The following is an 18,197-nucleotide window of genomic DNA, read 5'->3' on the forward strand; positions in this document are numbered from 1 at the left end:
CGGCGATCAGTGAAGGATCGGAAGACGGATCGTGAAGAGCGCGCCGCCCGCGGCCTGGTTTTCGGCAGAGATCGTGCCGTGATGGGCCTCGATGATGGTTTTGGCGATCGCGAGCCCCATGCCCATGCCCTGCGGCTTGGTCGTGAAGAACGGATCGAACACGTTCGCTAGGTCGGAGGCGGCAATCCCGGGACCAGTATCGGAGACCCGAATCTCCGCTACGTTGCCGACGCGCAGGGTCGAGACGCTGACCTGGCGTTTTCCGGGATCTGCGTCGAAGATCGCATCCATCGCGTTGATGATCAGGTTGAGAACGACCTGCTGAAGCTGGATCGGATCGCCTCTGACATGCAGGTCGGCCAGGACAGGCGTGTAGATCAATGTGATCCGGCGTCCATCGGCGACGGCCCGCACAAGGCCGATCGCTTCGCGGACCATATCGTTGAGCTCGATGTTCTTGACCTCGAACGGCGTCTTTCTCAGAATACTGCGTAGCCTGCGAATGACTTCGCTCGCCCGCTGATCGTCGCGCCTGATGTCCGCGAGGATCTGCCGGATCTCGTCGATGTCGGGCGAAGCGGCCTTCAACATCAGCTCCGCGGTCTCGGCGTTGGTCAGGATGGAGCCGAGCGGCTGGTTCAGTTCATGGGCGATCGACGTGGTCAACTCGCCAACGGCCGAATAGCGGTTGGCGTGAGCGAGCTCGGCCAGACGCTGGCGGGACTCGACTTCGGCGATCTGGCGCCGACGGCGCTCATGCAGCATCCCGCTGATCAGGCCGGCCTGCACCAGGATCACGGACGCGATCAGCAGCATCTGCCAACGATAGCGCTCCCAGATGCTCTGTTCGCGAAACACGATTTCGCTGCCGGGAGGCAAACGGCTCTCGCTGATGCCCCAACGCTGCAACTGGCGCCAATCATATCTCGGCGCGGCGAAGCCGATCGGCTCGTAACTGATGCTCGCTGGTTTCGCGCCGCCGAGAATGCCAATCGCTGCACTGACGGTCCTGGAACTCGTTTCCGCGATCATATGCATCGGTCCCCCGACGGTGCCGTCACCGAAGAACGGCTCCTGGTAGGAGAAGATCGGGGCATTCGCGGCCGCGTACAGGCTGCGCAAGGCGATGTCGCTCTCGTGGACGACCCCGGCCGCATCGACCGACATCAGTCCCCAGAACAGCGCGGTGTGCGGCGGCAGCCTTGATGCGCGTTTCAGGATTTCCTCGAATGACAAGTCCGAGTACCAGACGAGTTCAATCCCTTCCCCAAAAGGTTGCAGTTCCCGCTTCACCTCCTCTACCCAGAACTTCTCGAGCGGCGATGCACCAATCACGACCGCAATCGACTTTGTGTCTGGCAGAACCTGAAGGATGTTGCCGAATGCGGCCATGAAATCGTTGCGGATCGCCACGACGACGTCGTTGTCGCTGAGATCGGCGCGATTGATCAGCCGATGCTCGACCGCGGAGAGAATCATTGGCACATCAGGGAATAATCTTCCGCGGTATTTCTGCGCAAACCGGGCCGCCGGCGCGCCGATGCTCAGCACGATGTCGGGCATCGCTCCCTGGTACAGCGATTGCAGATAGTCGACGAAGGGCGCCTCGGGACCAGGATTATTGAAGCGCGCGGTGAGCAGTGCGTGCTCCTGGATGTCGAGTGGCCAGGGCGATTGCCGTTCGAGCTTGGCCTTGATGTCGCGCGAATACTCGCTCCACGGCCGAAAATCACGGCCGAAAGAATGCAATATGAGGACGCGCTTCAGCTCCCCCCGGAGACTCCGTTCGACTGCACCAACCCGCCCGGTCGACAGGCATACGGCGGAAAGCAGCGCAAGACAGAATAGCGCCGCCACGGCCTTTGGCCTGACCTTGGAGATGGACGTGCGCCCGCTCATGCTCCATCCTTGCAGCTCCAGCAACTGCTGTCGCGGCAATTCTAGCGGGAATTGCACCGCCGCGACAGGCCCGGGGCGGCTCCACAGCTCAATGCCCGCTCAACACCAGCGTCTGGATTGGCAGCAGCAGCGCTTGAATGCGCAGGAGCAGGGCATGCACTAGGCCGACACCGTCGACAACGTGCAAGGCGATCTTCCGGCTGGTCGAAGTCCCCTTGGCCGAGATTTCCTCGTGGTTGCTGGTGTAGGCATTGACGACGCAGCTGCTGCCCGGTGTCACGCCATCAAGGCCACCCTTGTAAAGCGGCTCCAGGAACACCAGGATGGTGCCGGGGCGGACGGCGTTCTGCGGATCGACCAATTGCTCCCCGGATCGGAATTGTCCGGCCGCGATGAAGTCCTGGACTGTCGTAATCACCATGGGGATGATCACCCATGGCCTGGAGATGCAGGTCGCTTCCGCCACCATGCCCTCTTTCATCACCTGTGCCTCGATCTGGCCGAACCCGGCCTGGAGCGCCTTGCGGCCGGCTCCCTCCGGGATGAGAACACCTGCAGGTCGCATGAGTTGATTGACGACGTCGCCGGGGCGGATCAGGAATTGCTCGACGCGCCCGTCGACACCGGCGCGGACGAAGGTCTTGTCGACATCCACCTGGGCCTGGTCGAGCGCGGCCTCCGCGCTAGCCTTCTGCGCGGGCAGCAGGATGGAGATCTGCATCGAGACGGATTGCTTCGCGGCGGTCGCGGCATCGATCCCGGACTGACGTTGATCGACCAAGACCTGGAGCTTGTCGATATCACGCTGCGGAACGATGCCGGGATTGCGCCGCTGCAGCTCGCTCTTGACCTCGAGCTCGTCCTTCGCCTGCTGATAGTTCGCCTTTGCTTCCCCGATCTGCGCCTCGGCCTTGACCACGTCGGCCTGTGCCGTCTGCATGGCGGCATCGACCTCCGCGACCTTCCGCTTGGCGGTTTCGAGCGCGGCCTGCTGCTTCGAGGCGTCGAGCGTGAACAGCACGTCGCCCTTCTTCACCGGCGCGGTGAAGCCGACCTTGACCTCGGCAACGCGGCCGGAGCCTTCCGGCAGGATCGGCACGGTGCGAAAATAGAGCGTCGCCGATGACGTCGAAGGATGGAAGTAGAAGATCATGGTGATCAGCGACACCGTCAGCATCAGGCAGCCGGTGATGCCCCAGCGCAGCTCGTACCAGACCGAGAAGAAGGTGATCTCCTTTCCGAAACGCTTGCCCTGGGCGTAGCGGCGATAGAGATAGTCCGGCAGGATCGTCAGCAGCGAGCAGAACATCAGCTCAAACATGGCTGTGCTCCTTCTCCTTTGCGGATACCGGCTTCTCTGCCGGAAGCGTCGCGGCCTCTGTCCGGATCTCTTCGCCACCGGCGGGCGGCGCTGCCTCTGCAATCTTCTCGACCGACCCGGCGATGCTGCGCAACGGCGTGCCGAAATCGGGAAGATCGATCAACGCGAGCAGGAGGCCTGCGACCCAGAAGATGTGCATATGCGTGAACAACGAGATCAGGCCGAGCACCGCGACGAGCTCGAACTGCAGTTTTTGCGATTTGTGCGCCATCCGCTCGGGCAGGCTGTGCAGCTTCCAATAGAGGGTACCGACCCAGAGCACGGTGCCGATCAGGAACAGCCCCATCACGACCATCAGCGTATCGGTCCCGCTCCCCGGCGCCAGATAAAACGGCAGATGGTGCGGAGCCATCGGATGAAGCTGGTCGCTCAAAGCGTCTCTCCCGATCAAATGCGCATGTGCGATATTGTGTTCGGGCTGGCCGCGGTTTGCTTGATTTGAATCAAGGGAACATCCTCCGCCGGACCTAGCGTTTCCTGGATGCTGATTGGATAACCATCAGGAGCCGCCAGCCATGCCCGGCCTAGACGATCTCATTCCCAACGCCGCTCAGATTCGGAAGGAAGCCGCTCTCAAGGAGGCCGCGAAGGCCGAGGAGTATGTCCGCCTCGCCGCAGCGGTCGAAGCCGAGAAGCGCGCGCTGATCGAGCGGCTCAGCAAACCCTCCGGCAAGAGCGAGGAGGAGAAGATCAAGCTCGCCTCGACCATCATCCAGCGTGCGGTGCGAAACGGCCTGACGGAGGTGCTGGTCTATCGCTTCCCCAACTCGCTTTGCACCGACAAGGGGCGCGCCATCAACCAGATGGAAAAGGGTTGGGAGACCACGCTGACCGGCATCCCCAAGGAGATCTTCCAGCTCTGGACCGATTATCTGAAACCGCGCGGCTATCGCATCGCCTACCAGATCATCGAATTCCCGGGCGGCGTGCCTGGCGATATCGGCGTGACGATCTCCTGGGACGATTAGTTCTGGGGCGATTGACAAGCTGAGCAGCGAAAGGACCGGCATGGCCAAGGATGCGCCCGCGGAGCGAATGAAGCGGAAGGACTATGAGAAGGAGCTGGAAAAGCTCCAGGTCGAGCTCTGTCACCTTCAGGACTACGTGCGGGCGAACAAGCTCCGGGTGATCATCGTGTTCGAAGGCCGCGACGCCGCCGGCAAAGGCGGCACGATCAAGGCGATCACCGAGAAGGTGAGCCCGCGCGTGTTCCGCGTCGTGGCGCTGCCGGCGCCGTCGGACCGCGAAAAGACACAGCTCTTCTTCCAGCGCTACATGGAGCAGTTTCCGGCCGGCGGCGAGATCGTGATCTTTGACCGGAGCTGGTACAACCGCGCCGGCGTCGAATATGTCATGGGCTTTGCCACGCCCGCCGAGCACCAGCGCTTCCTCTCTCTCTGCCCGCAGATGGAGAGATACGTCATCGATGGCGGTATCATCCTGATCAAGATCTGGCTCGAGGTCGGAATGGACGAGCAGGAGCGTCGCTTCCACGCCCGGATCGATGATCCCGTGCGGCAATGGAAGCTGAGCCCGATGGACCTGGAGTCCTACCGGCGCTGGTACGACTATTCGCGAGCGCGCGATCTGATGCTCAAGCAGACCAGTACGAAGGAAGCGCCGTGGTACATCATCCGCTCCGATGACAAGCGCAAGGCGCGGTTGAACTGCATCGCACATCTCCTCGGCGCAATTCCCTACAAGCGCATCAAGAAGGACAAAATCAAGCTGCCGAAGCGCTCCGAGAAGGGCCGCTACAACGACCAGGCCGGCCTGAAGGGGATGAACTTCGTCGCCGAGCGGTATTGAGACGCGAAAAGGGCTGCCGGTGAGGCAGCCCGATTGCCCTGATTGCCCTCAGGATCACTTCAGGCGGATCGTGACGCCGCCGACCGCCGCCGACACTTCCGCGCCAACCTTCGGACCGCTGAGCTGAAGGATCACGCCATTGCCGTTCTGCAGCTGAACGGCGCCGGCGCCCGCGGCCACGGCTCCGCCCGCTCCGCCCACGGCGTAAGAGCCTTCGATGGATGCTGGTCCCTTCAGATTGAGCGCCCGGCCGACGAATTTGGTCGTCGACGCCCCGACCGTAAGTCCGACGCTCATGCCGGAGACGGTGAAGGGATATTTCTTGCCCCTGAGGAGCAGAACGCCCTCGCCGCCACCGACACCGACGATGAAGCCGCCCTTGGTGAAGACGACGGCGACCTCGCCGGTCTCGGCACGCGACGGCGTGCTGAGACCGGTCAGGGCCGCAATCGAGACAACCAGGGCGACGCCGACGGCAAGTTTCTTCATGACTTTCTTTCCCCTCTTGATCATTGCGCAAGGATCATCGCGAAGTAGCCGAACACGGTGAGCAAGATGCCCGAGACGGCATAACCGACCGGGAATCCGATCCAGGGCACGGAGCTCTGGATCTCGACAGCGGCCTCGCGGGCCGGGCCGGAGTGCGACCGCGCACCGGCGACGCCGCCCATGAGCACGGCCGGGTTGATCTTGAAGACGTGGAAGCCGATCGCCCAGACGATGAACGGCGGGATCGTGCAGGCAATGAAGCCGACCAGGAATATCTTCAAGGCGACCGCACCCGTGAGCTGCGACAGCAGTCCCGCGCCGGCATTGACGCCAACGATGGCCACGAAGACCACGAGGCCGAGATCCTCGAGCACGTTGCGCGCCGCGTTCGGCGTGTTGCCGAAGAATCGCAGACGCGACACGACCGACGATACGATCACGCCCGACAGCAGCAGACCGCCGGCGTTGCCGAGGCCGACCTTGGCGCCGAATGCCGGGAATTCGATCTTGCCGATCAGGAAGCCGATGATCATCCCGACCGCCAGCGTCAACAGATCGGTCGACGTGTTGGACCGGGCGATGCGGCCCCACATCTCGCCGAGCTCGTTGACCGCGGACTTCAGGCCGACCACCGAGACGATGTCCATCCGCTCCAGCTTGGTCTTGAGACCCGCCGGAATCTGCACGCCACCGCGCTCGACCTTGGTGACCTGCAGCTGGCCGGCGATCGCGGTGTCGCGGAAGGACTCGAAGGTGCGCCCCACCATCTCCTTGTTGGTGATGAGGATGTCCGCCTGGTCCATGGGAATGCCGAGCGTCTTGGCATCCGGGACCTCCGGACCGATCAGGCCCATCTTCTCGGTGAGGTGCTCGGTCGAGCCGCCGAGGGCGACGATGTCGCCCTTCTGCAGCACGAGGTCGGCATCCGCGCCTTGCGGCTCGCCGTTCCGCCCGACATTGACGATCCGGTATTCCGGATTTATCGCGCGGAACTTCGCGATGCTCATACCGACCGTCGCCGGGTTCTCCAGCCGGTAGGCCCGCAGACCGAACTGACGATAGCCGGTCAGGCCGCCGCCTTCGAGATCCTTGACGCCGAATTCCCGCTCGTACTGCTTCGCGGCGGCCCTGGCATCGACGCCCCACCAGCGCGGCAGGTATTTGCAGATCAGGATGATGCCGACGGTGCCCCAGATGTAGGTGATACCGTAGGACAGTGCGATCATGCCTGAGGCCTCCTCAGGCTTCATTCCTTCGGGCAGCTTGACGACGCCCGACGTGACGGCCTGCTCGGCCGAGCCGATCGCCGCCGACATGGTCTGCGATCCCGCCAACATGCCGCCGGCTGCGCCTGGCGGGAGAGAGAACATCTTGGCGCCGATCACCACCAGCGCGAGCCCGATGACGCTCGATATCACCGCCAGGATGCAGAACTTCAGGCCGTCACCCTTCAGGCTGTTGATGAAGGACGGCCCGACACGCAACCCGACGCCATACATGAAGAGATAGTAGAACAGACTCTTGGCGAAATTGTTCAGCTCGAGCTTCACGCCGTAGGTCGACGACCACACCGAGACGCCGGCGCCGACCACGATGGCGCCGGCAACCATGCCGAGGCCATACCCCTTGATGCTGGCCCGGCCGATATAGACGGCGAGGCCGACGACGAAGAACAGCAGCAGGTACGGATTCTGCTGCAGGAACGTGAAAAAGCCCTGCATGTTCGATCCCCTCTAAGATGCCGCTTTCAACTTCGGCGTCGCGGCGGGCCTGGGCTTGCCGATCTTCGCCAAGGCTTCGGAGCGGACGAGCTTCAGCCCTTCCTTGGCGTCGTAGCCATGGATCTCCTTCACATCGAGCTTGCGCATGAAGTCGATGGTCTCCTGCGTGATGACCTGACCGGGGACCATGATCGGGAAGCCCGGCGGATACGGGATCACGAAATTGGCCGAGACGAGCTCTGGTCCCGACTTGAGCCGGCGATCGATCTCGGGATCGTTGAGGCGGATGTGCTCGCAACCCGCCACGTCGTAGGCCGCGTAAAAGCCGCTGCGAATGTCGCCTTCATTGGTCTTGCTGCCGGCATCCCCGCGGAAGCTCGGGTGGAAATGCGAGAAGTTGGGCAGATCAGGCACGTCGGTCATCAGGCTCTTGACCCGTGCCTCGAACGTCTTCTTCGCATTGGCACCGCCCTGCGCCAACCCGCGATCGACCTCGCCCGCGATCTCGGCGAGGACGCGGATGAGATGCGCGACGTCGCTGCGGGTGTTGTTGATGTTGGACTGGACCAGGACCGAGTTGCGCGAGGTCTTGTTGACCTGGATGTTGTACTCGTTGGCGAGGATACCCTTGAACTGGGTGCCGTCATAACCGGCCATGCCGCACACCAATGTCATGCGGGTCGGATCGAGGCAGAACTCGTCCTCGTCCAGGCTCTTGAGGGTGTTGACCCAATTTACGCCCGCGGCGAGATAATCGGTAAAGCCGCTCTGGCGATACTGGGCAGGCACCATGGTGTCGGCGCCGAGGATGCGGAAATATTTCGAGATCAGCGGGTTGTTGTTGACCGCCTGGCGAATGGCAAGCGCGATCTCCATCGCATTGGCCACGAGGCCGTAACCTTCCAGCTCCATCTGCCGCCGCGATATATCGAGACTGGCGATGAGTTGCTGGTTCGGGCTGGTGGAAGCGTGGGTGAACACGGCCTCCTTGAACTGCTGCTCGACCGTGTGGAATTCGACGTCCTTGACCGAGAGCATGGAGCCCTGGCGGATCGCCGACATCGACTTGTGGGTCGAGTTGGTCTGGTAGACCCGCAGGCGGATCTGCCTGGGATCGGGAATGAGCCGGGTCTTGAGCAGCATCTCGTCCGACGGGTTCTTGCCAAGCTCGGCCTGCTGCTTCTCATAGGCCGCGACCGACTTCGGGTCGTGCATCCACGCCTCGATCTCGTTGGCCGCCCCCATGGCGGTGCGGCGGCGCAGGAACGGCGAGAAACGCGCGAAGCCGAACCAGGCCTCGTCCCAGAGGAAGATCAGGTCCGGCTTGATAGCGAGACATTCCTCCATCACCCGGCGGGTGTTGTAGATGTGGCCGTCGAAGGTGCAGTTGGTGAGGTCGATCATCTTGACGCGGTCGAGCCGGCCGTCGGCCCTGGCGCCGAGCAGCGCCTGCTTGATCGTCTTCAGCGGCACCGCGCCGTACATCGAGTATTCCGTCATCGGGAAGGCTTCGACGTAAAGCGGCTGCGCACCAGCGAGAACCATTCCATAGTGGTGCGACTTGTGGCAGTTGCGATCGACGATCGCGATGTCGCCCGGCGCGAGCAGCGCCTGCACCGCCATCTTGTTCGATGTCGAGGTGCCGTTGGTGACGAAGAAGACGCGGTCAGCGCCGAGCGCCCTCGCCGCTTTCTCCTGCGCCTTCTTGATGTTGCCGGTCGGCTCCAGCATGCTGTCGAGGCCGCCCGTGGTGGCGCTGCTCTCGGCCAGGAACAGGTTCGGCCCGTAGAATTCGCCCATGTCGCGGATCCAGTCGGACTTGAAGATCGACTTTCCGCGGGCGATCGGCAACGCATGGAACGTGCCGATCGGACGCTGCGCATATTTTTTCAGATTGTCGAAGAACGGGGTGTCGTAGCGATCTTGAATGCCTTCGAGGATGGACAAATGCAGCTCGAGGAGCTCCTCGACGGAGTAGAAGATGCGGCGAACGACGTTGGCTTCAGGGTTTCCAGCCAACTCCTCGACGTCGCGGTTCGAGATCATGTAGAGGTCGAGCTCAGGTCGGACGCGCTTGATGATCTGGGCGAGCCGGAGCGCAGAGGCGTCGGACTCGTCGTTGAGGCCGGCCGAAGCCGTGATCGAGCGCAGCACGGGTGCGTTGTGGCGCGAGCGCAGGCCGAAGCCTTCGTTGATGATGACGGCCGCGATATTGGGATTGAGCATGGTCGCGCAGAATGCGTCTTCCAGGCTGCCGACGATGACGGGCTCATAGATGAAGCCATCGATTGGACGCCGCAACTTGCGCCATTCGGCGGCGAGCGCCGGCCACTGACTGGATGACACGCCGGTCACGATCAGGGTTTCGAAATAGGGCCGGCGCGCCGTGTGCGCACCGAACGTCGGTGGCACCAGCTCGGGCGCGTCGCCATTGCCGTCATCCTTCGCGCTCCAGTCGCCGGCATGCTGACGGAAGGATCGCGTCGTCAGGGCCTGGGTAATCCGCGTCGCAAGGGCGAGCGTCGTTGCCCCATCGCCCGCGGACGCGGCCTCCCGCAATGCCGCCATCAGCTGCAGCCCAGGATAGCCGTGAAACTCCTCAGTCACCGAGAGCTCGGCCAGCGCCGCATCGTAGACCGCGCGATTGCCGACACGGGCCCAGGCTTTTGCGGCCTCCACGAGGTCGCGCCATTCGTCCGCCCGGCTGCCGGGACCAGAGAAGAACTGATCGATGCGCTTTTGCGCTGGCTTGGTGTCCTTGGACATATGTCTCTCCCGATCCTCGGCAAAGCCCTGATGGTCACTCGATGGTCATTTGATGCCCATTGGGCGAAGATGAGCGCGATCGTGAGTTCGGCGCCGCTGGCTCCATTGATCCAAGTCAACGGTCGGACGCATTCTGGCGAGACCGTCGGCCGCAGCGGTCATTTGCATTGCAACACGCCCGCTCAGGCCGTCCGCTGCGCCGTCACGGCCTGCTCGTCGCCGAGCACGCTGTCGAGCGATCGCAGCCACTGGCCGCTATCGGTCCTCTCCGCCAGCCCTTCCGCGCGCAAGAGATCGCGGAGCTGCGCGTGCGCGCCGACGATGGAGAAGATGACCTTTCGCGCGGCGAGCTCGTCGTGGAGGTCGTGCAGCATGCCCGCGCCGGCCAGGTCGATATAGGGCGAAGCCGAGAGGTCGCAGACCACCAGCCGGACCTCGGGCGCGCGCCGAAGCGCGATCAGGACGGTTTCGAGGATCGTCTCGGCGTTGATGTAGAGCAGCGAGGCTTCGGGCCGGAACGCGATGACGCCGATCAAGGGCTCGACGTCCGCGTGCCTTGAACTGTCCGAATAACGGCCGCTGCCGGGCAAGCGGCCGAGGAACGCGACGTTTGGCCGCGAGGCCCGGGCCAGCAGCAAAAAGATCGACGCGATCGACGCCAGCAGCACGCCCTGGAGAATTCCGAGCAACAGCACGGAGACCAGCGCAATCGTTGCGGCGTAGAAATCGATCCGGCTGACCTGCCACATCCGAACCAGCGCGCGGACGTCGACGAGCTTGTAGACGGCGGCAAAGACGATGGCTGCAAGCACGGCCTTGGGCAGGTTGGTCAAGAGTGCCGTGAAGAACAGAAGGCACAGCCCGAGCGTCACCGAGCAGATCACCAAAGCCAGCGGCGTCCGTGCGCCTGCGCTGTCATTGACGGCTGATTGCGACAGCCCGCCGGCAACCGGATAGCCATGGCCGAAGGCGACGACGAGGTTCGCGGCGCCCAGCCCCAGGAACTCCTGCCGGACATCGAGGGGATAGCCGTGCTTGGCGGCGAAGCTGCGGGCGGCCGAAACGCCCTCGATATAGGCCAGCAGGATACACCCTGCAGCGAGCGGGAAGAGATCGTCGAAGTCCAGCAGGCCGAGCGTCGGAATGCCCAGGGCCGGGAGACCTTCCGGTATCTTCCCGGTGACGGGCACGCCGAGCGCCGGCAGGCCGAGGAGCGTCGCCGTCCCGATCGCGAGCGCGACGATGGTGATGCCGACCGGTTTGCCCGGCAGCAGCCGTTCGCCGAACAGGAGGAGCAGCAGCGCGACGGCGCCGACGGCGAGCACGAGCAGGTTGACGGTCCCGAGCTGGCCGGCCAGCTTGATGGCGCGGTCGAAGAAATTGTGGCCGCCGCCGGCAACGCCGAGCAGGCTCGGCAGCTGGCTCATGATGATGGTGAGCCCGGCGCCGGCCTTGAAGCCGACCAGGATGCTGTCGCTGACGAGGCGGACCAGCACGCTCAGCTTGAACAACCACGCGATGAAGCACAGCACCGCCACTGCAAGGGCCGCAAGGCTTGCGATCTGCGCATAGCGTATCGCATCGCCTCCGGCCAGGGCACCGACGGTGCCCGCGATCATCAGGGAGATCGCCGAGGTCGGCCCGATCGCAAGTTGCCGGGACGAGCCGAGCAACGCATAGCCGATGCCGCCGAGCATATAGCCGTAAACGCCGATCTGAGGCGGCAGGCCGGCCAGCGCGGCATAGGCGAGCGAGACCGGGATGGCGTAAGCAGCCAGCGTGACGCCGGCGACGGCGTCGGAGGAAAACCACTCTCGCCGGTAGACGCCAAGCCAGCCGGCCGGCGGGAAGAACCGTATCCATCCAGGTTCGGACGGCGCGCTCATTGGACCGCCCTCTGATGCGAGGCTTCGCAGCGCAGCAAGACCACCAACAGCGCGACCACGGGAATGCCGAGCGCGAGGTCCGGAATAGCCTTGGTGGCGAAGGCGCCCACCGCGGCGCCCAAGCCGAACACCGCACACAAGGCGAAGAAGATGCCCGAGCGGCGCAGCGTACCGAGCGGCGCGCCTCCGGCGGCGGCCAAAAAGACAGCCTCGATCGCCTGGCGCATGTTGCCCGTGATCATCACCGTGCTGCAAACAGCGCCCTCGACCCTGGTGAAGATCGCGGTCTGCATCGCGGCGACGAACGAGATGCCGAGCGTTCCAGCGAGATCCGGCAGCCTGTTGTGCAGGATGCTGATCGCGATCAGCAGCAATATCTCGAGCAGGGTACTGATTGCGCTGGCCCGCTCGCCCGCAGCGCGGCGCAGCCATGCGGCCATCACGATACCGGCGGCAAAGGCGAGAAGGGGCGGCACGAAGTGAAACGCCTTGGTCCAGTCGCCGGCCGTCGCATAAACCCAGAGGAAGATCAGGTTAGCCGTCTGGGCATTCGCCATCACGCCGTGGATGATCCAGGTATAGGCGTCGATATAGCCGCCCGAGAACGCGAGCAGCAGAACGATCTCCACCGTTTCGTCGCGGCGGATCGCGCCGGCTGCGAGGTCGAGAGCGCTCATGTTGACGATGCCGACTGTCGCGAATTCCGCATCATCCGATAGGCGGTGCCTTGCCGCTCGCAGGGCTTGATCTGGATCAAGCAATGCCCGCGATTTCCCGACTGAGATCACGGCAAAGCGCCGGGGGAGATGCGACATGGATACCGTCAGGTGGATCATCTCCACCGCTCCCGAAATCTTTCTGCTGCTGGCCGTCGCCATCGGCACGATCCTGGGCCGAGTCCGGATCCGCGGCTTCGCCGTCGGGACCACGGCCTGCATCCTGATCGTTTCCGTGCTGCTCGGACAGCTCGGCAGTTTTGCGTTCCCGCCGCTGCTCCGCGTCATCCTGTTCAGCCTGTTCGTGTTCACGATCGGCTACCGGTCCGGGCCCGAGTTCTTCGCCTCCTTGAGCGTCCGCACGCTCGCGCAGGTCGCCATGGCGCTGGTGCTGGGCGGCACCGGACTGGTCGTCGTCCTGTTGTTTGCCCACGGCTTCCGGCTTGATCCCGGCACCGCTTCGGGGATCGCGGCCGGAGCCTTGACGCAATCGTCGGTCATCGGCACCGCCTCAGGCGCATTGGCCCAGCTCGGCCTGCCCAAGGATGTGCTGAGCCAGCAGGAGGCGAACATCGCGGCGGGCTACGCCGTGACCTATGTGCTCGGCTATATCCTGACGCTGCTGTTCGTCCCCTTCGTCGCGCCGAAATTGATGCGGATCGACCTGAAGGCTGAGGCAAAGAAGCTCGAGGCGGAGCTTGCCGGCGGCGAACCGCCCAAAACCGAAAACCTCTCTTATCGCAAGTTCCAGGCCCGCGCCTATCGCGTGACCGCGGGCGCCGGGCGCACCGTCAAGTCGATCGAGGAGGAAATCGGCAGCCGCACGGTCGTCGAGCGCATCATCCGCCAAGGCGCGGACATCGAGCCACATTTGGAGACCATGCTCGAGGCCGGCGACGACATCGTCATCGCCGGCCGGACTGCGGTCATCGTCGCCGCCAAGCCGATCATCGGCACCGAGATCGACGCCGACGAAATCTTGAAAGCGGTCCCGGGCAACGTGCTGGAGGTGCTCGTGGACAATCGCCATCTCCACGGCCGCTCGATCCAGGAGATCGCGGCGCGTGTCGGCACTGACGCCCGGGGCGTTTTTCTACGCGCCCTCACCCGCATGGGCCGCGAGGTTCCTTTGAGCGCGGACACACGGATCTATGTCGGCGACGTCATGACGCTGGTCGGCAGCACGCGCAATATCGAACGGGCAGCAAAGGCCATCGGCCAGATCCTGCGGTCGGGCGATCGCGCCGACATTGCCTTTCTTGCCGCCGGCATTGCGGCTGGCCTGCTCGCCGGGCTCGTCAGCTTCAGGATCGGCGGCGTCGCGCTCACGCTTGGCGGTGGCGGCGGCGCGCTGATCGCGGGCCTCGTCTGCGGCTGGCTGCGGTCACGCAAGCCGACCATGGGCGCATTGCCGCCGGCGGCGCAACAGACCCTGAGCGATCTCGGACTCGGCGGCTTCATCGCGGCGATCGGGCTCGGCAACGGCGCCGCGGCCTGGGCCGCGATCCAGGCCCACGGGCTGCTTCTGGTCGGCATGGGTCTCGTCATCACGCTCGTGCCGTTGATCGTCGCGACGCTGTTTGCCTTCTATGTACTGCGCATGAACCCGGTCGTGACCTGCGGAGCATTGGCCGGCGCCATGACCGTCGATGCCGCGGTGACCGGCGCGTGCGAGGTGGCCGAGAGCCAGACGCCGGTCCTCGGCGTCGCCGTGCCCTATGCGGTCGGAAACGTGGTGCTCACCGTGCTAGGGCCGATCATCGTAGCGGCAACCTACAGCGGATGACGGAGACCCATGATGCGGCGACCGGCCAGATTGGTGCTCGGATGTTTTGCGGCCATATTGTTCGCGTGGGCCGCTTTCGCCGCGGCAGCGCGCGCGGCGGATGACGTCCGCATCCAGGAAGAGATATGGGCGCTGCCACTACCGCTTCCGATGTTCGCCTATCTGGTGCGTCCCGTCGGCGACGGCCCCTTCCCGCTCGTGATCATGAACCACGGCGTCTCGCTCAACCCGACCGACCGCAGCTTCTTTCCGTTGGTCGAATTTCGCGACGCCGCCCAATGGTTCGCAAGGCGCGGCTACCTCGTGGTGGCGCCGGTCGGCTCCGGCTATGGCGCAGTCGCCATCGACATTCCCGAGCGCGCGATCTACGGACCGTTCTTCTCCAAGATCGGCAAGTGCAGCAATCCCAATTTCCATGACGCCGGGCTCGCGGTCGCCAAGGTCGACCTCGATATCATCGACTATCTGGCCGCCGAAAAGCGCATCATTCCCAAGGACGTGATCGTGATCGGGCAGTCCGCCGGTGGCTGGGCCTCGATCGCCTTGTCGAGCATGAACCCGCCGCAGGTGAAGGCCATCATCACCTTCGCTGCGGGTCGTGGTGGACGCGTCGGCGGCAAGCCGAACAACAACTGCGCCCCCGACAGGCTGGTTGAGGCCACCGCGGATTTCGGCCGTACGTCGCGTGTGCCGATGCTGTGGATCTACATCGAGAACGACACTTTCTTCGGCCCCGACCTGTCGAAGCGCATGCATACGGCTTTCACCGCCGCCGGCGGCCGGGCCGAGTATCACCTGATGCCGCCGTTCGGCAATGAGGGGCATTTCTTCGTCGGCTCGAGGGATGCCATCCCGCTCTGGTCGCCGCTGGTTACGACGTTCCTCGACGCGCTGAAATAGATGCCAGATCCGTAGGTGAAATCATGCCCAATGCCCGTGACTGCCTTGCCAGTCTCCTGCTTATCGCCATCGCCGGCGCCACGGCGGCGCCCGACCATGCCGCACCGAAGGGCACCCAGGCCGAGACGCCGCCCGAAGCCGCCACACGTGGTCAGCGTGAAGCAAAGGACATCAGCTACGGCGGTTGGCAGAAGCTCTGCTTCAAGGCGGGAGGCGCGCCCACACTGTGCCGGACCTCGATCACCGGCCAATTCGCGACCGGACAGACGGCGGTGCGCGTCGATCTGATCGAGCGCGAAGACGCCGCCACGGCCCGGCTGCAACTGTTCGTGCCTGTCGGCATGTACCTGCAACATGCACCCAGGTTGAGCGTCGACCAGGGCGCGCCCTTCCGCCTGCCCTATACCTGGTGTCTCACCAATCTGTGCATCGCTGCCGATGTGGCGGCGCCGAAGATCATCAGGGAATTGGAATCCGGCAAGACCCTGACACTCGAACTCGTCGATTCGAACCTCCTGGCCCTGACGACTTCGATTCCGCTGGCGCAATTCGCCTCAGTCCACAAGGGAGCGCCAGCCAAGACGCTCGAGCAGCAGATCGACGAATGACCGCTGGACCCGGACTTACGAGGTGCCGGCGCGTTCGACGGACTCGATCAGTGACTTGCCCGTAAAGGGCTTGATCAGATAGGCGATGCAGCCGGACCCAAGCGCCGCAGCGCGGTTCGCGGGGCTGTCGTTGCCGGTAATGTAGATAACCGGTGCGGTGACGCCCTGCTCAGCCAGTCTTCGCCGGACGTCGATGCCGGATTTTCCACCAAGATCGATGTCGAGGACGATGCAGATCGCGGTGTAGAATTGGCCGTGCTGGAGCAAGGCCCTAGCGGAGTCGAACAGCGTGGCGTCGAAACCGTGCCCACGCAGCAACCTGCTCAGGCTGGTCCGCATGGACTGATCGTCATCGACGACAAAAACGGACGGGCATAGCGGCAAAGCGATCTGCCTTTCGGGAGATGGACGAACTGCGAGCGCTGTGACGGCGGTGGGATATTGCACACGCTTGCTTTGCGTTGCCGACCCGGCGCCTGTGCATCATTGCGCACGCCTCGCCGTGCACTGTCAACACGCCTCGATATTGTCCTTTGGGGTAACTACACCGTGGGAACCGGGCTTGCTGTGACGAAGCAGCTAATCCTCGTTCGTACCGAGCATTCCGAGCCGTTCCGCGATCGAAACGAGTTCCGCAAGCGAATGCACCTGCATCTTCTCCATTACCTGATGGCGGTGGGCTTTCACGGTGCGTTCGGTCGTCCCGAGTTCATGCGCAATCTGCTTGTTGATCCGGCCGCGCACGATGAGATTGAACACCTGTCGCTCGCGTTGCGTCAGCGTGGCCAGATGAGTCCGAAAAGTATCCAGCTTGCTGCGCTGAACGCGTGCCGTCCGCTGACCCGCCAGAGCGCGCTCGATCGCATCGATCAACTGCTCGGAGGATATCGGCTTGGTCAGGAAGTCTTCCGCACCCGCCTTGATCGCCCTCACGGTGGTCGGCGTGTCTGCATACCCCGTCAGGAAGATGATCGGCAGCGTCGAGCCGGACGCGATCAATCGCGCCTGCAAATCGGGGCCGCTCAATCCTGGTATGCGCACGTCGAGCAAAATGCATCCGGCCTGCTCGGGGTCCAGCGCGGTCTTCTCCAACTCCAGTGCCGACGCATAGGTCGCGACCTCATAGCCCGCGAGCTTCAGACGCCGTGCGATCGCGGTCCGAAAAGACTCGTCGTCATCAACCACGTGAACGAGACCCGACACCTTCAACCTCTCACCCAGTTCCAGCGAGGACCATCGACGTCCTCTCGCTCGACAAAATCAGCTTCAACAGTTTGAGAACCGAAATATCTGCTTGCAATGAGCCAAATCCCCGCAGCAGCAGCGCTTTCTCATTCTGCGCACCAAGCGCCAGAGCTGTCCCTTGGTACAATGAACCTAGGGACAATGGATTGAAATACTGCCTTGGGCGTAAATCAACCCGGCGGGAGCGGAACAGCGCGGCGCATTCCCAGCAGCGGAAATACTCGTCGGACGGACCAAATTCGGCGATGAGCTGAGGACTTGGCCAATGTTTGTTCGCATCACAACCGATTCCGCACTGCGTCCCAATTCCCTCCGTGACCTCGGCATGACCAGCGATTCAAATGCGCTCGTCAGTTTAAGCGAATTTTCGTACAGAAAAGGCACCGAGATTTACGGCGAGAAAGAGCCTGCCGAATATGTCTATCAGGTCAAGGCGGGCGCGGTGCGAAGCTACAAGCTGTTGTCGGATGGTCGCCGGCAGATCGGCGCATTCCACCTCACCGGCGACATCTTTGGGCTCGAGAACGGGGGGGAGCATCGATTTACGACGGAAGCGGTCGTCGACACCACGGTGCGCCTGATCAAGCGACAAAGTCTTGAAACGGTGGCCGAGAGCGATGCCATGGTAGCCAAAAACCTGCTCAGCATGACCACGAACAATCTCCAGCATGCGGAAGACCACATGCTGTTGCTCGGCCGCAAGACCTCGCTGGAGCGGGTCGCGGCGTTCCTGCTCGAAATGGACAAGCGGCTGACGGCGGCGGGCGTCATCGCGCTCCCGATGTCGCGACGCGATATTGCCGACTATCTCGGCCTGACGCTGGAGACGGTCTCGCGCGCTCTGTCGCGCCTGCACGAGCTCGGCATCCTCGGGTTCATCGGCAACACCCAACGGCAAATCGTGTTGCTCGACCGGGACCAGCTCGCCAGCCTCGATCTGCATCCTTGAACCGGCGAAACGTCGATCGCGGTTGACGAACGATCCGGGGGG

16 protein-coding genes are annotated in these 18,197 nt (G+C 63.5%); 6 read left to right on the forward strand and 10 right to left on the reverse strand.

Annotation, left to right across the window (positions count from 1 at the left end; all coding sequences use genetic code 11):
- Positions 1-6 precede the first annotated feature (6 nt).
- The 3 genes from RAD04_RS00045 to RAD04_RS00055 all read right to left on the reverse strand — a co-directional run bounded on the left by RAD04_RS00045 (position 7) and on the right by RAD04_RS00055 (position 3,632).
- Entirely contained in the window at positions 7-1,899 is a 1,893-nt protein-coding gene (locus RAD04_RS00045; RefSeq protein ID WP_461622117.1) for a sensor histidine kinase, read from the reverse strand.
- 88 nt (positions 1,900-1,987) lie between these two features.
- Positions 1,988-3,220 (reverse strand): HlyD family secretion protein, encoded by a 1,233-nt coding sequence (locus tag RAD04_RS00050; RefSeq protein ID WP_461622118.1) that lies wholly within the window; start codon positions 3,218-3,220, stop codon positions 1,988-1,990.
- On the reverse strand, positions 3,213-3,632 hold the full coding sequence (locus RAD04_RS00055) for a hypothetical protein (RefSeq protein WP_461622684.1): 420 nt from the start codon (positions 3,630-3,632) through the stop codon (positions 3,213-3,215). The genes RAD04_RS00050 and RAD04_RS00055 overlap by 8 nt, the downstream gene beginning before the upstream one ends.
- Before the next feature lie 163 nt (positions 3,633-3,795).
- Here RAD04_RS00055 and RAD04_RS00060 point away from each other — a divergent pair, with 163 nt between their 5' ends.
- Together RAD04_RS00060 and ppk2 are read left to right on the forward strand one after the other, a co-directional pair.
- A complete protein-coding gene (locus RAD04_RS00060) occupies positions 3,796-4,248 on the forward strand; it encodes a hypothetical protein (protein ID WP_461622119.1) in 453 nt (150 codons plus the stop codon).
- A 40-nt stretch (positions 4,249-4,288) separates the two neighbouring features.
- Complete coding sequence (gene ppk2, locus RAD04_RS00065; RefSeq protein WP_018319936.1) at positions 4,289-5,089, forward strand: polyphosphate kinase 2; 801 nt, start codon at positions 4,289-4,291, stop codon at positions 5,087-5,089.
- A gap of 54 nt (positions 5,090-5,143) precedes the next feature.
- Here ppk2 and RAD04_RS00070 read toward each other — a convergent pair whose 3' ends face one another.
- The 5 genes from RAD04_RS00070 to RAD04_RS00090 all read right to left on the reverse strand — a co-directional run bounded on the left by RAD04_RS00070 (position 5,144) and on the right by RAD04_RS00090 (position 12,628).
- Positions 5,144-5,578, reverse strand: a complete 435-nt coding sequence (locus RAD04_RS00070) for a hypothetical protein (protein WP_461622120.1) — start codon at positions 5,576-5,578, stop codon at positions 5,144-5,146.
- A 20-nt stretch (positions 5,579-5,598) separates the two neighbouring features.
- Positions 5,599-7,299 (reverse strand): aspartate:alanine exchanger family transporter, encoded by a 1,701-nt coding sequence (locus RAD04_RS00075; RefSeq protein WP_461622121.1) that lies wholly within the window; start codon positions 7,297-7,299, stop codon positions 5,599-5,601.
- 12 nt (positions 7,300-7,311) lie between these two features.
- Positions 7,312-10,065 carry a decarboxylase gene (locus RAD04_RS00080; protein WP_461622122.1) on the reverse strand — a complete coding sequence of 918 codons (2,754 nt, stop codon included), beginning with the start codon at positions 10,063-10,065 and terminating at the stop codon, positions 7,312-7,314.
- Positions 10,066-10,247: 182 nt separating this feature from the next.
- On the reverse strand, positions 10,248-11,951 hold the full coding sequence (locus RAD04_RS00085; protein WP_461622123.1) for a SulP family inorganic anion transporter: 1,704 nt from the start codon (positions 11,949-11,951) through the stop codon (positions 10,248-10,250).
- A complete protein-coding gene (locus RAD04_RS00090) occupies positions 11,948-12,628 on the reverse strand; it encodes a YoaK family protein (RefSeq protein WP_461622124.1) in 681 nt (226 codons plus the stop codon). Before RAD04_RS00090 ends, RAD04_RS00085 begins: the two co-directional genes overlap by 4 nt.
- 136 nt (positions 12,629-12,764) lie before the next feature.
- Between RAD04_RS00090 and RAD04_RS00095 the strand changes: the two genes are divergently transcribed.
- Genes RAD04_RS00095 through RAD04_RS00105 form a run of 3 tightly spaced genes read left to right on the forward strand, consistent with a single transcriptional unit; the run spans position 12,765 to position 15,961 of the window.
- Positions 12,765-14,453: an aspartate:alanine exchanger family transporter gene (locus RAD04_RS00095; protein ID WP_461622125.1), complete on the forward strand. Its 1,689-nt coding sequence runs from the start codon at positions 12,765-12,767 to the stop codon at positions 14,451-14,453.
- 9 nt (positions 14,454-14,462) lie between these two features.
- The gene (locus RAD04_RS00100) at positions 14,463-15,353 is read left to right on the forward strand and encodes an alpha/beta hydrolase family protein (RefSeq protein WP_461622126.1); all 891 of its coding nucleotides are present in this window, start codon (positions 14,463-14,465) and stop codon (positions 15,351-15,353) included.
- Between the two features lie 23 nt (positions 15,354-15,376).
- Positions 15,377-15,961 carry an invasion associated locus B family protein gene (locus RAD04_RS00105; RefSeq protein ID WP_461622127.1) on the forward strand — a complete coding sequence of 195 codons (585 nt, stop codon included), beginning with the start codon at positions 15,377-15,379 and terminating at the stop codon, positions 15,959-15,961.
- 15 nt (positions 15,962-15,976) lie between these two features.
- Here RAD04_RS00105 and RAD04_RS00110 read toward each other — a convergent pair whose 3' ends face one another.
- Positions 15,977-16,345 carry a response regulator gene (locus RAD04_RS00110; protein ID WP_461622685.1) on the reverse strand — a complete coding sequence of 123 codons (369 nt, stop codon included), beginning with the start codon at positions 16,343-16,345 and terminating at the stop codon, positions 15,977-15,979.
- Between the two features lie 195 nt (positions 16,346-16,540).
- Complete coding sequence (locus RAD04_RS00115; protein WP_461618944.1) at positions 16,541-17,164, reverse strand: response regulator transcription factor; 624 nt, start codon at positions 17,162-17,164, stop codon at positions 16,541-16,543.
- 307 nt (positions 17,165-17,471) lie between these two features.
- Here RAD04_RS00115 and RAD04_RS00120 point away from each other — a divergent pair, with 307 nt between their 5' ends.
- Positions 17,472-18,155: a helix-turn-helix domain-containing protein gene (locus RAD04_RS00120; protein ID WP_461622128.1), complete on the forward strand. Its 684-nt coding sequence runs from the start codon at positions 17,472-17,474 to the stop codon at positions 18,153-18,155.
- Positions 18,156-18,197: the final 42 nt, after the last annotated feature.

The organism is Bradyrhizobium sp. 25ACV (genome assembly GCF_054863005.1).

Excerpts from the sequence above, each read along its gene's own strand:
- RAD04_RS00105 (WP_461622127.1), top strand. The coding sequence starts at position 15,377 with ATGCCCAATGCCCGTGACTGCCTTGCCAGTCTCCTGCTTATCGCCATC.
- RAD04_RS00045 (WP_461622117.1), bottom strand. The coding sequence starts at position 1,899 with ATGAGCGGGCGCACGTCCATCTCCAAGGTCAGGCCAAAGGCCGTGGCG.
- RAD04_RS00050 (WP_461622118.1), bottom strand. The coding sequence starts at position 3,220 with ATGTTTGAGCTGATGTTCTGCTCGCTGCTGACGATCCTGCCGGACTAT.
- RAD04_RS00055 (WP_461622684.1), bottom strand. The coding sequence starts at position 3,632 with ATGGCTCCGCACCATCTGCCGTTTTATCTGGCGCCGGGGAGCGGGACC.
- RAD04_RS00090 (WP_461622124.1), bottom strand. The coding sequence starts at position 12,628 with ATGAGCGCTCTCGACCTCGCAGCCGGCGCGATCCGCCGCGACGAAACG.
- RAD04_RS00080 (WP_461622122.1), bottom strand. The coding sequence starts at position 10,065 with ATGTCCAAGGACACCAAGCCAGCGCAAAAGCGCATCGATCAGTTCTTC.
- RAD04_RS00075 (WP_461622121.1), bottom strand. The coding sequence starts at position 7,299 with ATGCAGGGCTTTTTCACGTTCCTGCAGCAGAATCCGTACCTGCTGCTG.
- RAD04_RS00060 (WP_461622119.1), top strand. The coding sequence starts at position 3,796 with ATGCCCGGCCTAGACGATCTCATTCCCAACGCCGCTCAGATTCGGAAG.
- RAD04_RS00070 (WP_461622120.1), bottom strand. The coding sequence starts at position 5,578 with ATGAAGAAACTTGCCGTCGGCGTCGCCCTGGTTGTCTCGATTGCGGCC.
- RAD04_RS00095 (WP_461622125.1), top strand. The coding sequence starts at position 12,765 with ATGGATACCGTCAGGTGGATCATCTCCACCGCTCCCGAAATCTTTCTG.
- RAD04_RS00120 (WP_461622128.1), top strand. The coding sequence starts at position 17,472 with ATGTTTGTTCGCATCACAACCGATTCCGCACTGCGTCCCAATTCCCTC.
- RAD04_RS00100 (WP_461622126.1), top strand. The coding sequence starts at position 14,463 with ATGATGCGGCGACCGGCCAGATTGGTGCTCGGATGTTTTGCGGCCATA.
- ppk2 (WP_018319936.1), top strand. The coding sequence starts at position 4,289 with ATGGCCAAGGATGCGCCCGCGGAGCGAATGAAGCGGAAGGACTATGAG.
- RAD04_RS00085 (WP_461622123.1), bottom strand. The coding sequence starts at position 11,951 with ATGAGCGCGCCGTCCGAACCTGGATGGATACGGTTCTTCCCGCCGGCC.